Consider the following 15395-nt stretch of genomic DNA (forward strand, 5'->3'; position numbering starts at 1 on the left):
TGCGGGAGGGGCCGGGGGCCGGGTCAGGAGCCGGCGGCGTGCTCATTGGTGTGGTTCGTGCCCGGCGCCTTGAGCAGGACGGACTGCTTCGGGTAGCTGCCGGCGAAGAAGTCGGGCAGGTCGACGATGGCGACGTTCTCGGTCCGGGTGCGAGTGATCTTCCACACCCCGTCGACCTTACGGAAGGCGTTGTTCAGCCGGCTGCCGCGGATCAGGGACTTGCCGTCCTCGAAGAGCCAGGGCTGGAAGTGGATCCACTGGCCGTCGGCCTCGTCCCCGTGCACATGGATCTGCTCCGAGGTGAGCCAGTGGGCATTCAGGAGCAGCTTCGGGTCCTGGTCCTGCGGCCAGAAGCGGTTGAAGTGCGCGCGGATCGCCTCCTTGCCCTGGGCCCGGCCGAACTGGTTGTCGTAGTAGTCGCCGACCCCCTCCCAGATCGCGTCGTCGGTGTAGAGGTCAAGGATCAGCTCGATGCGCTGCTGGTCGTTCTCCACCCCGTACTCCGGGCAGGGCGTGTCGCACAGGAACATGTAGCGGGCCTGGATGCGGCGGATGTCGGCCTCGGCCTACAGAACCTCGATGCGCTTGACCAGGGTGTCGATGGTGTCTTGGCTACTCATGGGGGCAGCATCTCGGCCGCTCGCCCGGGAGGGAACCGATTGGTCCACTGGCCGGATCGACGGCGGCTACGGGCCCGCGCCCCGGGTCTGTCACAGCTGGTGGGGGTTGCCATTTGGTTGACGTGGCTTGAAAAATCATTGATGTTGAGTGGAATCGGCGAGGGGAAGCGGTATGCGCGCGAGTGCCCAGGCAGAACGCGAAGCCTCGGAGCGGGCTGTCCCGGATGTCCCGTCCGTGGTTCCCGGAACGCAGGCGATCTCCGTACTCGGCAAGGCCCATCTGGTGCTCGGGGCCTTCGATTCAGGCTCGACCTGCCTCGGCCTGAGCGAACTCAGCCGCCGCTCCGGCGTGCCCAAGGCGACCGTGCACCGGATCGGCACCGAACTCGTCGAACTCGGCTACCTCAGTCGTACTGGGGACGGGTACCAGCTCGGCTGGCGCATTTTCGAGCTGGGCCGCCTTGTCCCCGGTCCGGCCCAGCTGCGGGCGGTCGCGCGTCCGGCGATGCTGGACCTGCGGAGCGCGACCCGGGCCGTGGTTCACCTGGCGGTGCCGCACGGCACCGACTGCTGCTATCTGGAGCGACTCGGCGGACGCCGCGAGGCGGCCGTCGTCGCCGCCGTCGGCTCGACCGTCTCCCTGCTGCTGACCGTCTCCGGTCGGGTCCTGCTGGCCCACAGCGAGGATCAGGAGGACATCCTCCAGGATCTGGAGGCCCAGCGCGCCAACGGTTTCCTGTCCGGCGACCGGCTCGACCCGGATGCGCTGCGCGCCGAGCTGGCCGGGATCCGCACACGCCGCTGGGCCACGGAGCGGGAGCAGTTCATGCACGGGTACAAGACCTTCGCCGTGCCGATCATCTACTTCGGAGACGAGCGGGTGATCGCGACGGTCTCCGCGACGGTCCCGGCCGACCGCCGCGACGACCAGCAGCTGATTCACGCACTATGGGCGACCGCGGCCGACATCGGCCGCAGTCTGCAACGGCAGGGCACCTCCCGCACGGACCCTCAGCCGCGCACCGGCATGGCCATCTGAGCGCGGGCCGGAAGCGGCCGTCGCGACGTGCGGGACGGCGATCGGGATGGCCGTCGGTCCGGCCAGCGGACTGACCCGCCGCTCCGGCCCATCGGCCCGGGCAGCATGTGCCGAATGAAATTCGCACACGAGACTCCCGCACAGCGCGTGGTGTTCGCGCCGGGAGAGGCCGTCCCCACGGTCGTCGACGAGGTGGCCCGGCTCGGATCGAAGCGCGTCCTGATCGTCGCGGGCCCGTTCGCCCCGGCGCTGACCACGGCCCTCCGCGAGCGTCTGCCCGAGGCGCGGATCCACGACGAGGTGGTCGAGCACGTCCCGGTCGAGGCCGCCGAGCGGGCCCGTGCCGCCGCACGGGAGCACGGCGCCGATACCCTGGTGTGTGTCGGAGGGGGCTCCGCGACCGGCCTCGCCAAGGCAATCACCCTCACCACCGGCCTGCCGATCGTCGCCGTCCCCACCACATATGCGGGCTCGGAGGCCACCAACGTCTGGGGGCTGACCCGGGACGGCGTCAAAACCACCGGCGTGGACGCGACGGTGCTCCCGGCCACCGTCGTCTACGACGCCTCGCTCCTGCTCACCCTCCCCGCGGAACTAGCGGTCGCCAGCGGCCTCAACGCCCTGGCCCACTGCGTCGACGCGATGTGGGGGCCGCGCGCCGACCTCATCGACCGCGCCCTGGCCGAAGAGGCGGCCCGCGCGCTGAGCGGCGGTCTGCCCGAAGCCGCCGCGCACCCCGACCGGTTGGCGGGCCACGAGCAGATGCTCTACGGCGCCTACCTGGCCGCGGTCGTCTTCGCCTCCGCCGGGTCAGGGCTGCACCACAAGATCTGCCATGTGCTGGGCGGACGCTTCGACCTCCCGCACGCGCAGACCCATGCCGCTGTCCTGCCGCATGTCCTGGCGCTCAACGCGCCCCACGCCCCGGAGGCCGAGCGCCGCATCGCCACCGCGCTCGGCGCGCCCACCGCCACCGAGGGGCTGACCGCCCTCTACGCCCGCCTCGACGCGCCCACGGCGCTCAAGGAGTTGGGCATGCCGGAGAGCGGAATCGCCGAAGCAGTGGAGCCGGTGCTCGCCGCCCTACCCGAAGGCAACCCCGCCCCTGTGACCCGCGACCGTCTCAGCGCACTGCTGCGGGCGGCCTGGGAAGGAGACCTCCCCCGATGACCACTCACGCTGCCCGCACCACCCCCGACGCCGAGCAGCAGATCCGCGAGGCGGAACTGGTCGAACGCGTCACGAAATCCTTCGCTGAGTGCTCCGACCCCAGGCTCCGACTGCTCATGAGCAGCCTGGTCCGGCATCTGCACTCCTACATCCGGGAGGTCCGGCTCACCGAGGAGGAGTGGAACCGGGCCATCGACTTCCTCACCCGCTGCGGACACATCACCGACGACCGCCGCCAGGAGTTCATCCTCCTGTCCGATGTGCTGGGCGCGTCCATGCAGACCGTCACCGTCAACAACGCGGCGTACGGTGATGCCACCGAGGCCACCATCTTCGGCCCGTTCTTCGTGGAGGACTCACCCGCCGTCCCCCTCGGCGGCGACATCTCCGTCGGCGCACCGGGTGAGCCCTGCTGGGTCGAGGGCACGGTCACCGACACCTCCGGCACCCCGCTCGCGGGCGCGCGGATCGAGGTGTGGGAGGCGGACGAGACCGGCCACTACGACGTCCAGTACGACGACCGGCGCACCGCCGCCCGCGGCCATCTGATCAGCGACTCCGAGGGGCGGTTCCGCTTCTGGGCGGTCACCCCGACGCCGTATCCGATCCCGCACGACGGCCCGGTGGGGGAGTTGCTGGAGACAGTGGGCCGCTCCCCGATGCGTGCCTCGCACCTGCACTTCAAGGTCGACCACGAGGGCTGCCGCACGCTGGTGACCCACATCTTCGTGCGGGGCGACGAACTCCTCGACTCCGACGCGGTGTTCGGCGTCACGGAGTCCTTGGTCAAGGACTTCGACCGGCAGCCCGCGGGTGTCCCCACACCAGACGGCCGAACCGTCCAGGGGCCCTGGTCCCGGGTGCGCTTCGACATCGTCCTGGCTCCGGCCCGGGTCTGAAAGCGGCGTTCCCACCGGAGCACTCCGGTGGGAACCCACGTCTCAACGACGTTTCACGGACGGCCGTGGCCGACCCACTCGATGACGGTCTCGGCGAACTCCTGCGGCACCTGTTCGGGTGCGGCCACGTGTCCGTCCGACAGCACCCGGGTGGGACAGCCGAGGGCCGCGGCGAACTTCGCCAGGGACGGCATGGAGAACCTGTCGTCGGGTGCGCACACCGCGAGGGTGCGTGCGGTGATGTGCGGCAGGCGGGGTTCCATGGCGTAGCGGCGCACCGCTTCGTGGCCCTCCTCGACGCGGTCGAGGACGGTGAGCGCGTCGACGACGTACCGGCCGAGGGCGGCCTCCTCGCCAGGCTGGTAGAAGCCGCGCCGGTTGTCCCACAGCTCGCGCAGGTGTGTGCCGTCCTGTGTCGGGTCGACGTGGTCGACCCGATGGCGGGTGCCGGTGCGCTTCTCGTCGTCGACGAACGAGGTCGCCGACAACAGCAGGCTCGCCACGCGGTCCTGGAAGCGGGCCGCCACCTCGACGGCGATCACCCCGCCGGTGTGGTGTCCGACGAGGTGGAACCGGTCCAGGCCGAGCCCTTGGACGAGGTCGGCGACGGCGTCCGCGAAGCGCTCGATGGTGTGCGGCCCGTCAGGCTGCGCGGACGCCCCATAGCCGAGGGTGTCCATGGCGATCGCCCGGTACCGGGTGCCGACCAGGGGGAGTACGTCGAGGTACTCGGTCCAGGAGCGGGGCGTCTGGTGGAGCAGCAGCACGGGCTCGCCGGCGCCGCACTCCACGTAGTGCAACTGCCCGTAACGGCTGGGCAGATAGCCCTTGCGCAGCGCGATCGTGTCCGCCTTCGTCATATCCGTCATGGGTGCTTGGTCGCTTTCGTCACTGGGCCGACGGCATCGGATGCCGACGGCTTCGATGGGGGTGGCGTGAGGCAGGTGCGCGACGTCGTCCGCCGCACCGAACGGGTCGAACCCCGCGGTGGAGCCGCCGTTTCGGCGCTGGATGGTGCCCAAGTCGCTGACTGACCAAAGGAGTTGTGGATCGAGGGCTGTCACATGAAGCAGTACCAGGCCCCTTGTCGACAGGACAAGACCGCCGAACGGTCGGCCCGCTGAGTGGACCAGGCGCTTCTTGACGCTCTTTGCCGCGCAGTAGCGTGCGCCAACTCGTCGACCCGCCCCGCGTCCTGACGGCCTTGCGGGAAGCGTTCTACTCCGAGGTGACCATGCAGACAGCGTCTCGCTCGTATCACCGCTACACCAGCCCCGTCCTCGTGACGCTCGCTCTGCTCGCGGTGTCCGCGTGCGGAGCGGGCACCGCCGACTCCGGAGTCGGCTCGGGTTCCGCAGGGGCGGGCAAGTCCCAACTGCGCATCGCGGTCGGCATCGACGCCGCGTACGCGCCGTTCTTCCTGGCCGACCAAGAGGGACTGTGGGCGAGCACGGGGTGAACGTCGACCTCGTCCAGTTCGCCAAGGGCGGAGACGGCGCCGACGCCCTCACCGCCGGCGAGGTCCAGATGGCGGGGAACTCCGACGTCACCACCATCGGCCTGCTCGCCCAGAACCCCAATCTGAAATCGCTGCTCGTCTACCAAGACTCCGGGAAGTACCTCAAGGTCGTCCTGAGGTCCGGGGTGAAGTCCCCCGACAAGGTCCGCAAGATGGCCGTGGTCCCGGGCCTGTCCGAGCTGGCAGCCACGCGGTTCCTCGAGTCGAAGGGCATCAAGCGCGACTCGGTCGAGTTCGTCACGGCCGACCCTGCCGAGATCCCGGCGCTCACCAAGAAGGGCGACGTGGACGCGTACGTCCTGTGGGAACCGTGGCCGACCAAGGGGGTGGAGTTGGGCGCGCGGGTCATGGAGACCACTGGGGACTACGGATTCCGGGCCGAGCACTGGCTGTTGTCGACCTCCTCCTGGCTCAAGGACCACGAGGACACCGCCGCCAAGGTGGCCGCCGCCCTCACGGAAGCGGCCAAGAAGACCGAGCAGGACCCGGACGCCGCGGCCCGAGCCACCAAGGAGGAGGCGAAGGTCCCCACGGCGCAGACCCTGACGGCGGTGAAGGAGATCGACTTCGGCGTTCGCGACTTCACGGCGAAGGACCTGAAGCGTTACGAGGACACGGCCCAGTTCTATCTCGACACCGGCAAGGTCAAGGCCCGCCCGGACGTGGCCGGGGCCGTCCAGCGCGGCTGGCTGCCCGAGCACACGAAGGGGTCCTGATGAACAAGGGGATCGAGAAAGAGAAGGTACCGGGGGAGGGGGCCGCGGCAGCGGTCACCGTGACAGCCCCCGGTACCCCGACGCAGGCGCCGGCGCCGGCCGGCCGCGGTGCGGCCCTGCGGGTCGAGGGGGCGGGCATCTCCTTCGGTGAGTTCCAGGCGGTCCAGGGCATCGACCTGGACATCGCGGCCGGAGAGTTTCTCTGTCTGCTCGGACCGAGCGGCTGCGGCAAGTCCACCCTGCTGTCGGCGATGGCGGGATTCATCCAGCTCAGCGAGGGGACTCTCACCGCGGACGGCGTGGCCGTCCGAGGCCCCGACCCCGAACTCGGCATGGTCTTCCAGAGCAGCGAGGCCCTCTTCGACTGGATGACGGTGCAGCAGAACGTCACCTTCGGGCCCCGTATGCGCGGCCGTTCCCGCGCCGAGCAGAACCGGGTGGCCGACGAATACCTCGGCCTGGTCGGTCTGCGCCACTGCGCGGACCGTTACCCCGGCCAGCTCAGCGGCGGTATGCGCCAGCGCGTCCAGATCGCCCGGGTCCTGGCCAACGAACCGGGCGTCGTCCTCATGGACGAGCCCTTCGGCGCGCTCGACGCGCAGACCCGGCAGGTGCTCCAGCAGGAGACGGCCCGCATCTGGAGCGCGTCCGGCTGCACCGTCGTCTTCGTCACGCACGACATCGAGGAGGCGATCCTGCTCGCCGACCGGGTCGCCGTGATGACGGCGGGCCCCGCGGCCTCGATCAAGTCCCTGTACACGGTCGACCTGCCGCGTCCCCGCGACGAGTCCGACCCCGCCGCCCTGCGCCTGCGCAGCCAGCTGCGCGAGGACATCGGAGAAGAGGTCCGCAAGGCCATGCGTGACCAAGGACTCGACGACCGGCCCGACCGAGAGGCGAAGGGCGCATGACGATCACCACCACCGAGACCCCGACCCCGGCCCGCACCCGCAGCGGCCGACCAGGCGGGACCGGGGCCCAGGGGCTGCGCACGCTCGCCTTGTACGCCCTCGCCATCCTGGTCGGCCTGGGTGTCTGGCAGCTGGTGGCCGTGAAGTACGGGCCGTCCCTGGTCGCGTCGCCGAGTGAGACCCTATCGGCCGCCCGCGAGCTGGCGTCCGACGGCACCCTGGGCAACTCGGTCATCGCCTCGAGCCGCCGCATCCTGATCGGCTGGGGCCTGGGCGTCGTGGTGGGCGCCCCGGTCGGCCTGCTCATCGGGCAGATCAGGATCGTCCGCCAGCTCCTGGAGCCGTACATCGAGTTCTTCCGCTTCATCCCGCCGGTCGCGTTCGTGACGCTGGCGGTGGTGTGGCTGGGCATCGGCGAGACGTCGAAGGTCGTCCTGATCTTCTACACGGCCGTCTTCATCGTCACGCTCAACACCAGCGCGGGCGTGATGGCCGTCAACGAGTCCAAGCTGCGGGCCGCCGCCAGCCTCGGAGCCAGCCGCCGCCAGATCCTCCAGCGCGTCGTGCTGCCCTCCACCGTCCCGTACATCCTCACGGGCGCCCGGCTCGCCATGGGCAACAGCTTCCTGACGATCGTCTCCGCCGAGATCGTCGCCGCCCAGGTGGGCCTCGGCTCCCTGATCTGGACCTCCCGGAACTACGGCCGCATCGACTGGGTCTTCGTCGGCATCACCACCCTCGGCATCCTGGGTCTCGTCTACGACCGGATCCTGCGCGTCATCGCGATGCGTGTACTGTACAAGTACGGAGCCAAGGTGTGAGCGCGGGAACAAGGCCAGCAAACGGGTGAAAGAACGGAGAAAACAGCACGTGAGCACTTCCACAACTTCATCAAGGGCCCTGGTCCTGGAGGAGTTCGGCACCCTGCCCCGGCTCACGGAGCGGTCCGTCCCCGAGCCGCGCCCCGGCCACACCCTCGTCCGGATCGTGGCGGCCACCGCCGCCCATCTGGACCTGAACATCCTCGACGGACAGTTCGGCATCCTGCCCGAGTTGCCGTTCATTCCCGGCACCCAGGGCAGCGGCTACGTCGTCGCCTCGGGCACCCACCCCGAGGGCGCCCTGGTGCGACTGCGCGGCGAGGGGCTCGGCCTGAGCCGTGACGGCGCCTGGGCCGAGCACGCGCTCGTCCCGGACGCCGCCGCGGAGGCCATGCCCGAGGGCACCGATCCCGCTCTGGCCTGCATCTACTTCTCCCCGGTCGGCACCGCCTGGGCGACCGTCCACGCGATCGCCCAGGTGCGGCCGGGGGAGCGGGTGCTGGTCACCGGCGCGTCCGGTGCGGTCGGTGCCGTGGCCGTGCAACTCGCGGCGCGCGCCGGCGCGGAGGTCATCGGCGCCGTCGGCCGCCCGGCGAAGCTGCCGCACGTACCCGGCGTCGCCAAGGCGCTGCTCGCCTCCGACCTCTCCGAGGAGGCGATCGGCGGCAAGGTCGACGTCCTGATCGACTCGGTCGGCGGCCAGATCCTGCGGGGCGCCCTCACCCTGGTCCGCCCGCGCGGCCGGGCCGCGCTCCTCGGCTACACGGCCGGCCGCGAACTCACCCTGGACCTCGCGGACTTCTTCCTCGCCGACATCACCCTCCTGCCCGTCAACATGATCTCCCGCAGCAAGGAGGTCGCCCCCGAGGTGCTCCGCCTGCTGCCCGACCTGTCCTCGGGCGCGCTGACGCTGCCGTACGAGAGGTACGGGATGGACGCGCTCGGCGAGGCCGTGGAGCGGCTGCGCACGGGGCAGGCGGTGGGCAAGATCGTGCTCGACATGGAGCACTGACACGGCGCGCTTCTCCGCGGATGTCCCAAGGGCCCCCTCCTGGCCTTAGGTTCTAGTGGTCGTTGCAACACCCCAGCTCAGGGGTGGCAATGGACTTCAAGATCCGGGAGGACCGGGGGCCGCAGGGACCCAGGAAGCTGGTCCAGGAGCGGGAGGCATACTTCCGGCTTGTGGATCAAGGAATGGGCTACTCCGAGGCCGCCGCAGTCATCGGCATCAACGTCCGCACGGGCAAGCGATGGCGCAACGGACGCGGCGCCTCGGGCAAGAACAAGGCGGCACCACCGATCAACGCGGTGGTGCCGCCGTCTGTTGAGACAACGCCGCCCGCGCCCTCGCGCTACCTGGCCGAGGCAGACCGCATCCACATCGCCGACCGGCTGCGTGAGAAGGCCACCATCCGGGCCATCGCGGCTGAGCTGGGCCGCAGCCCGTCGACCATCAGCCGGGAGATCCGCCGCAACCGGCACCCCACGAACGGCCAGTACCGGCCCCACGCCGCCCAGGCCCGCGCCGTCGCCCGTCGGCCCCGCCCCAAGCCCGGCAAGATCGGTCAGAATCCCGGGCTGCGGGACTTCATCCAGGACCACCTGACCCTGCGCTGGAGCCCCGAGCAGATCTGTCACGCTCTGCGCATCCGCTTCCCCGACCGGCCGGGGATGCACGTGACCCACGAGACCATCTACCAGGCCCTCTACGTCCAGGGCCGCGGCGAACTCCGCCGCGAACTCACCCGCGCCCTGCGCACCGGACGGGCCATCCGCCGCCCGAACCGCCACGCGGCCAAGCGCCGGCCGCGCTACTCCCACCCCATGGTGGTGATCAGCGAACGGCCCGCCGAAGCCGCCGACCGGGCCGTCCCCGGCCACTGGGAAAGCGACCTCATCGTCGGCCGCAACTCCCGCTCCGCCATCGCCACCCTGGTCGAACGCAGCACCCGCTACCTGCTGCTCGTCCACCTGCCCACCGACCACAGCGCCCCGGCCGTCCGCAATGCCCTTATCGACACGATCAAGACCCTCCCGCCGCACCTGAAACGGCCCCTGACCTGGGACCAGGGCTGCGAGATGGCAGCACACCACGCCTTCAGCGTCGCCACCGACGTCCCGGTCTACTTCTGCGACCCGGGCAGCCCCTGGCAGCGCGGCTCGAACGAGAACACGAATGGGCTGCTGCGGCAGTACTTCCCCAAGGGCAGCGACCTGTCCGTCCACACCCGCCAGGACCTGGACGCCGTCGCCGCCGAACTCAACAGCCGCCCACGCAAAACGCTCGGCTGGGAAACCCCAGCCGAGCGTCTGTCTAAACTACTCGCGGCTTGATCAACTCACCACGTGTTGCGACGACCCCTTGAATCCGCCGGCCTGACCTTCTACCGGCCGTCGAAGCAGACCGAGTACGTGCACATCGACGCGCTGTTCGGCGAGAGCGGGAAGAACGTCATCGACTGGGGCCTGATCGAGTCCCAGTTCCGGCACCTGATGAAGGTCGCCGTCTCGGTACGGGAGGGGGTGATCTCCTCGTCCACGCTGCTCAAGCGGCTGCGCTCGGGCTCGAAGAAGAACGCCACCTACGCCGCGTTCCGTGAGGTCGGCCGGGTGATCCGCACCGTGCAGCTGTTGCGGTACCTGTCTGATCCGGCGCTTCGCCGACGGGTGACCGCGGCGACAAACAAGACCGAAGCGTTCAACGGCTTCTCGCAGTGGATCGGCTTCGGCAACCGGGGCGTCATCGCGGACAACGACCCGGTCGAGCAGGAGAAGGCGATGAAGTTCAACGCCCTGCTCACGAACGCGGTCATCTTCCACAACGCCCTGGACATCGCCGAGATCGTGCGGCAGCTGCTGGACGAGGGATGGACGATCGAGCCCGAGGATTTGGCCCACATCTCGCCGTACCTGACCGAGCACATCAACCGGTTCGGCGGGTACGGCACGCATGAACTCGGAAACCAGCCCGAGGCGTACGACCCGAAGCTGGACGTCGACTTCACCCAGCTCCGCGAGCAGGCCCCGACTGCCGCCGACCTCGGTCAGGCCGCCTGAGCCGGCCTCCAAACCGTTGCCGCTGCCGATCAATCACGGCGGCGGCAACGGCTGCACAACCCTTTCGTCAAGTGGCACCGTGCTGTGGCCGCTCGGGGCCTCAGAGTCCGCTGACGGCAGGACCCCGGCATGCCCGCGGCAGCCTGAGCTATGAGAAGACCAGGGACAGAAGTGTCACCTGGTGACCACTGGGTGTCCGCTGTCCGCCGGGCGATTTGTCAGATCCCAGGGAACGATGGAGAACATCGAACCGCGCCGGAAGGACATGCCATGACCGCCACCGCTCCCAAGGCTCCGACCGCACCTGGGGTGCGGTCCTGGTGGGGGATCCCGTACGCCACCGCCGAGCGGTACCGCCGCCCCGTGGTCGCGGCCTTCGACCCGGAGCGCCCCTATGACCGCAAGGGCGTCGTCTCCGTCCAGCCCGGCAGCGGCGACTGGCTGGAGGCGGACAGTGGGATGGGCGAGGACTGCCTGAACCTGAACGTGTGGGCCCCCAAGGAGCCGACAGCGGACGCCTTGCCGGTGGCCGTGTACATCCACGGCGGCGGATTCGAGTACGGTGCCAACACGCAGATCACCTCGAACGCCTCCGGTCTCGCCGCGACGGGGCGCGTGGTGGGCGTGTCGATCAACTACCGGCTCGGCGCCCTGGGCGCGGTCTCGCTGTCCCAGTACGGCGGCGCTCTCGCCGAGGCCAGCAACCTCTGCCTGCAGGACGTCATCGCCGCGCTGACCTGGATCAAGCAGAACATCGCCCACTTCGGCGGCGACCCCGACAACGTCACCGTCTACGGCCACAGCGCCGGCGGCTTCTCCGCCTTCGGGCTGCTCGGTGCCCCCTCCGCCAACGGCCTGTACCGGCGTCTGGCCGGATTCTCCGGCGCCGCCTCGCGCGTCCAGCCGGCCTGGTGGGCCGAAGAGCTCGCGCACCGGTTCGTCGCCGAACTCGGCGTCGCGGACACCCCGGAGAAGCTGCTCAACCTGGACGCGTCAGCCCTGGTTCCCGCCCTGCACAAGGTCCTCCCGACGGACCTCGGCGTCCGCGCCGGAGTGGACTCCAAGGCCATGGGAGTCGTCCTGGACACCGGACAGCCCGGAGCGGTGCTCCGCTCCCACCCCATGGACGTACTCGCCTCGGGCACACACCGCGACATCGATATCCTGCTGAGCGCGGCCACCGACGAGTTGGGCTGGTGGGTGGCGAACGACTTCGACCGCTTCGACCCGCACACCGTCGAGGCCATCACCGACGAAGTCGCCGGGTGGCGCATCCCCCGCTCCCGCGCGCAGCAGATCGTCGACGCCTACGACCTGGGCGGCCGCACTCCGGCCGAGGTCCGCTCTGCGCTCCTGACGGACTACATCTACGGGCTCCCCGCCGCGCGCGCTGCCCTGGCCCACGCCGCCGCGGGCGGCAACGCCCATCTCCTGGCGATCGGCCCCGCCGAGGGCGTTCCCGCCGTCCACGGCAGCGAAATGCACGCCCTGGTCGGCCAGGAACAACCGGGGCGCAGCGCTGAGCAGGCCGAGCGAGACACCCGCATCCGCGACATCGTGCTGGACTTCGCCACCGGCGAGTACAACCGTCTGTGGCCCGCCGTGGTCGACCGGCCCACCTCCGGGAGCGTCGGCGCGATGCCCTTCGAGGCCGCCGCGCACTACCAGGCGGCTCTCGACCTGTACGAGGGCATCGACCGCCCGTGACAGTCGACGGTCGACGGACAAGGAGCTTGGCATGAGCCACCCCACGGCAGCCGACGGCGCCACACCCGCGACGATGCGGGCCATCGTCATCACTCACCCGGGCGGCCTCGACGCACTGGAGGCCAAGGACGTGCCGGTGCCCGCACGCAAGCCCGGCTGGGTGCGGATCAAGGTGAAGGCGTTCGGCGTCAACGAGTCCGAGGTCACCACCCGAAAGGGGGAGTCGGACGCGGAGGTCACCTACCCGCGCGTCCCTGGGATCGAGGGCGTCGGCGTGGTCGACGAGGCCGACGAGGACAGCGGGCTACGCCCGGGTCAGCAGGTCGCGACCATGATGGGCGGCATGGGCCGCTCCTACGACGGTGCCTACGCCCAGTATGTGACCGTCCCCGCCGGGCAGGTCATCCCGTTCGAGACCGGCCTGCCGTGGGACGTGGTCGGCGCCCTGCCGGAGATGTTCCAGACCGCGTACGGCTCGTTGACCCGCGGCCTGGACCTGAAGGCTGGGCAGACGCTGCTGATCCGCGGCGGCACCTCCACGGTGGGTCTGAGCGCGGCGACGATGGCCAAGGAGATCGGGGCCACCGTCATCTCCACCACCCGCAACGCCGAACGCGGCGACGAGCTGCGGGCGATGGGGGTCGACCACCCGGTCGTGGACGACGGGCACCTCGCCGAGAAGGTCCGCGACCTCGTGCCGAAGGGCGTCGACGCGGCGCTGGAGCTGGTGGGCTGCACCGCCCTGCCTGACACCTTCGGATGCGTACGGGTACACGGCACCGTCTGCTTCACCGGCGCCCTGGCAGGCGGGTGGTCCCTCCCCGACTTCACCCCGTTCATGATCCCCAGCGGGGTGCGGCTGACCAGCTACGCGGGTGAGGCCGCCGACCTGCCGGCCGACGTCTTCGCCCGCCAGCTCCAGGCCATCGCCGAAGGGCGCCTCAAGGTCCCGGTCGCCAAGGTCTACCGCGGTCTGGAACAGGTCCGTGACGCCCAGGCCGACATCGAGTCCGGCACCACCTCGGCCAAGCACGTCGTCGTCCTGGACGACTGAGAAGCGAGCCCTCAGGGCGCCGCACTGCGCTCACGGACCGGTTGTGGCTTGGCGGGCCGCGAACGCGGCCGGCGTGAGACCGGTGCGGTCGCGGAAGAAGCGGCCGAAGTTCGCGGGATCGGTGAAGCCGAGGTGGGCGGCCACCGTCCGGGCCTCCCACCGCGCGCTTCCCAGCAGGCGCCGGGCTTCGAGCAGCCGCCGCTCGTCGATGAGCTCCCGCACTCCCTTGCCGGTGGCGTCCCGGGCGGCGCGGCTGAGGGTCCGGACCGAGCAGCCGAGCAGCTCGGCGTAGTCCGCGGCCTGGTGCAGTTCGCGGAAGTGCAGCTCCAGGGCGTCCACGAACCGTCCGTAGGTGTCACCACGGCCCGTGCCAGCCGACGTGTCGGTGGGGGTGATGCCGGGGGCGTTGGCGAGGCGCAGCAGCAGCGATTCGAGCAGGCTGCGCCGCAGGGCGTGGTGGATATCGAGGGGGCGGCGCCCGAGGGCTCGGTGTTCGTCCAGGAGCTGGAGGGCTGTCTGCTGGAGCCAGGCGGCGTCGTCGGGGTGCGGGCTCAGTACGGCAGGGGCCTCGTGCGCGGTGAGCGGGGCCAGGAGGCGGGCGATATCGGACCGCAGCACGTCGGGTTCGAACAAGATGAACGGGCCGCGGGCGGCGCCGGGCGGATGCCAGCACTGGGCGTGTCCGGGACGCACCCACAGCCACTGGCCGGGGGCGACGGTCCGCGTGACGTGGTCGACGTCGTGCCGCAGCTCACCCTCGGTGACCAGGATCAGGTAGTGGAAGGTGGCGCGGCCCGGACGGGGCGGGTTCCACGGCCAGTCGTCGTGCTGGGCGAAGAAGTCCTCGACGGTACTCACCTCCAGCCCGTAGGGAGTGCCGACCGGGGGCTGGAAACCGTACAGCGGAACCGCAGCCGATCCGGCCTGGCCACTCGGCCTGGGGTGTCGCTTGTCGACCATCACGTGTCCGCAGTCTACTGCCCCTTTTCATCTGTTCCAGGGAAAGGATGAGCTGTGCCGCCGCGACCGCACGGCACGCCCTCCGCGTCCTTCGAGGCCGCAGCCCGTCACCGACCTGAGGAAGGCAACCTCCCATGAACGGATCGACCCTGCAGAAGACCGCCGCCGACTGCGCCGAGGAGCTTCCCGGAGCCCAGCTGGAGCACCCCTTCGGCCCCGACTGGCAGGTCTTCAAGGTACGCGGCAAGGCGTTCATGCTGATGACCGAGGCCCCCGGGCGCCCCGTCGTGATCCTCAAGTCGGACCCCGGCGAGGCCCTTGCCCTGCGGGAACACAATAGCCACATCACCCCCGGCTACCACATGAACAAGAAGCACTGGATCACGCTGGAGGGCGGGGACGGCATCGACGAGGAGCTCGTCAGGGAGCTCGTCACCGAGTCCTACCGGCTCGTTGTCGCTCACCTGCCCAGGACCGAGCAGCCCATCGACCCGCACACCTACGGCAGCGGAACGCGAGCGCCCCGGTGAGCGCGGCCGGTGACCGGCTCCAGGACACCGCCCGCCGGGCGGCCCTGGCCCTCCCCGACGTCAGCCACGGACGCCCCTTCACCCCCGGACTCGACGTGTACAAGGTCGCGGGCAAGGTATTCCTGATCGTCACCGACGACCCGGACGAGCAGATCATCACGATCAAGTGCGAACCCGAACACGCCCGCGCGAACGTACACCGCTACGCCTCGATCACACCGGGCCGCTATCTCGACAAGCGGCACTGGATCTCGCTGCGGCCGGGACCCGGCATCACCGAGCGGCTGGTCACCGACGCGGTCGAGGATTCCTACGACTTGGTCGTCGAGCGGCTTCCGCGACGCGACCGCCCCCGAGTCCGATGAGCACCGCGAGCCTTCCCACCAGCGCCT

General features: G+C 70.2%; 17 protein-coding genes. 14 read left to right on the plus strand and 3 right to left on the minus strand.

All coding sequences use genetic code 11. From position 1 onward, the window contains the following. Positions 1-23 precede the first annotated feature (23 nt). Positions 24-554 (minus strand): nuclear transport factor 2 family protein, encoded by a 531-nt coding sequence (locus N6H00_RS31435; RefSeq protein ID WP_268977189.1) that lies wholly within the window; start codon positions 552-554, stop codon positions 24-26. 301 nt (positions 555-855) lie between these two features. Between N6H00_RS31435 and N6H00_RS31440 the strand changes: the two genes are divergently transcribed. The 3 genes from N6H00_RS31440 to N6H00_RS31450 all read left to right on the plus strand — a co-directional run bounded on the left by N6H00_RS31440 (position 856) and on the right by N6H00_RS31450 (position 3728). Beyond that, on the plus strand, positions 856-1659 hold the full coding sequence (locus N6H00_RS31440) for an IclR family transcriptional regulator (protein ID WP_268975208.1): 804 nt from the start codon (positions 856-858) through the stop codon (positions 1657-1659). Between the two features lie 114 nt (positions 1660-1773). After that, the gene (locus N6H00_RS31445) at positions 1774-2829 is read left to right on the plus strand and encodes a maleylacetate reductase (RefSeq protein WP_268975209.1); all 1056 of its coding nucleotides are present in this window, start codon (positions 1774-1776) and stop codon (positions 2827-2829) included. Then, complete coding sequence (locus N6H00_RS31450) at positions 2826-3728, plus strand: dioxygenase family protein (RefSeq protein WP_268975210.1); 903 nt, start codon at positions 2826-2828, stop codon at positions 3726-3728. The genes N6H00_RS31445 and N6H00_RS31450 overlap by 4 nt, the downstream gene beginning before the upstream one ends. Before the next feature lie 53 nt (positions 3729-3781). On the opposite strand, the gene N6H00_RS31455 is transcribed toward N6H00_RS31450, so the two are convergent. Further along, positions 3782-4597, minus strand: a complete 816-nt coding sequence (locus N6H00_RS31455; RefSeq protein ID WP_268975211.1) for an alpha/beta fold hydrolase — start codon at positions 4595-4597, stop codon at positions 3782-3784. A gap of 365 nt (positions 4598-4962) precedes the next feature. Between N6H00_RS31455 and N6H00_RS31460 the strand changes: the two genes are divergently transcribed. From N6H00_RS31460 to N6H00_RS31500, 9 genes are all read left to right on the plus strand, one after another. Next, complete coding sequence (locus tag N6H00_RS31460) at positions 4963-5187, plus strand: hypothetical protein (protein WP_268975213.1); 225 nt, start codon at positions 4963-4965, stop codon at positions 5185-5187. Then, entirely contained in the window at positions 5169-5963 is a 795-nt protein-coding gene (locus N6H00_RS31465; protein WP_268975214.1) for an ABC transporter substrate-binding protein, read from the plus strand. The genes N6H00_RS31460 and N6H00_RS31465 overlap by 19 nt, the downstream gene beginning before the upstream one ends. After that, the gene (locus N6H00_RS31470; RefSeq protein WP_268975215.1) at positions 5963-6874 is read left to right on the plus strand and encodes an ABC transporter ATP-binding protein; all 912 of its coding nucleotides are present in this window, start codon (positions 5963-5965) and stop codon (positions 6872-6874) included. The genes N6H00_RS31465 and N6H00_RS31470 overlap by 1 nt, the downstream gene beginning before the upstream one ends. Next, entirely contained in the window at positions 6871-7695 is an 825-nt protein-coding gene (locus tag N6H00_RS31475) for an ABC transporter permease (RefSeq protein ID WP_268975216.1), read from the plus strand. The genes N6H00_RS31470 and N6H00_RS31475 overlap by 4 nt, the downstream gene beginning before the upstream one ends. A gap of 49 nt (positions 7696-7744) precedes the next feature. Next, complete coding sequence (locus N6H00_RS31480) at positions 7745-8707, plus strand: quinone oxidoreductase family protein (protein ID WP_268975217.1); 963 nt, start codon at positions 7745-7747, stop codon at positions 8705-8707. A gap of 89 nt (positions 8708-8796) precedes the next feature. Next, positions 8797-10029, plus strand: coding sequence for an IS30 family transposase (locus N6H00_RS31485; RefSeq protein WP_443073095.1), 1233 nt, complete (start codon positions 8797-8799; stop codon positions 10027-10029). A gap of 12 nt (positions 10030-10041) precedes the next feature. After that, positions 10042-10752 (plus strand): Tn3 family transposase, encoded by a 711-nt coding sequence (locus N6H00_RS31490; RefSeq protein WP_268975218.1) that lies wholly within the window; start codon positions 10042-10044, stop codon positions 10750-10752. 270 nt (positions 10753-11022) lie between these two features. Further along, complete coding sequence (locus N6H00_RS31495) at positions 11023-12459, plus strand: carboxylesterase family protein (RefSeq protein WP_268975219.1); 1437 nt, start codon at positions 11023-11025, stop codon at positions 12457-12459. Between the two features lie 31 nt (positions 12460-12490). Beyond that, positions 12491-13513, plus strand: coding sequence for an alcohol dehydrogenase catalytic domain-containing protein (locus tag N6H00_RS31500; RefSeq protein ID WP_268975220.1), 1023 nt, complete (start codon positions 12491-12493; stop codon positions 13511-13513). Between the two features lie 30 nt (positions 13514-13543). Here the strand turns inward: N6H00_RS31500 and N6H00_RS31505 are convergent, their stop codons facing one another. Continuing rightward, positions 13544-14476 carry a helix-turn-helix domain-containing protein gene (locus N6H00_RS31505; RefSeq protein WP_268975221.1) on the minus strand — a complete coding sequence of 311 codons (933 nt, stop codon included), beginning with the start codon at positions 14474-14476 and terminating at the stop codon, positions 13544-13546. A 131-nt stretch (positions 14477-14607) separates the two neighbouring features. Here N6H00_RS31505 and N6H00_RS31510 point away from each other — a divergent pair, with 131 nt between their 5' ends. Then, entirely contained in the window at positions 14608-15003 is a 396-nt protein-coding gene (locus N6H00_RS31510) for an MmcQ/YjbR family DNA-binding protein (RefSeq protein WP_268975222.1), read from the plus strand. Beyond that, the gene (locus tag N6H00_RS31515; RefSeq protein WP_268975223.1) at positions 15000-15368 is read left to right on the plus strand and encodes an MmcQ/YjbR family DNA-binding protein; all 369 of its coding nucleotides are present in this window, start codon (positions 15000-15002) and stop codon (positions 15366-15368) included. The genes N6H00_RS31510 and N6H00_RS31515 overlap by 4 nt, the downstream gene beginning before the upstream one ends. Positions 15369-15395 lie beyond the last annotated feature (27 nt).

Source organism: Streptomyces sp. S465 (assembly GCF_026898115.1).
In the GTDB taxonomy this organism is placed as follows: domain Bacteria; phylum Actinomycetota; class Actinomycetes; order Streptomycetales; family Streptomycetaceae; genus Streptomyces; species Streptomyces luomodiensis.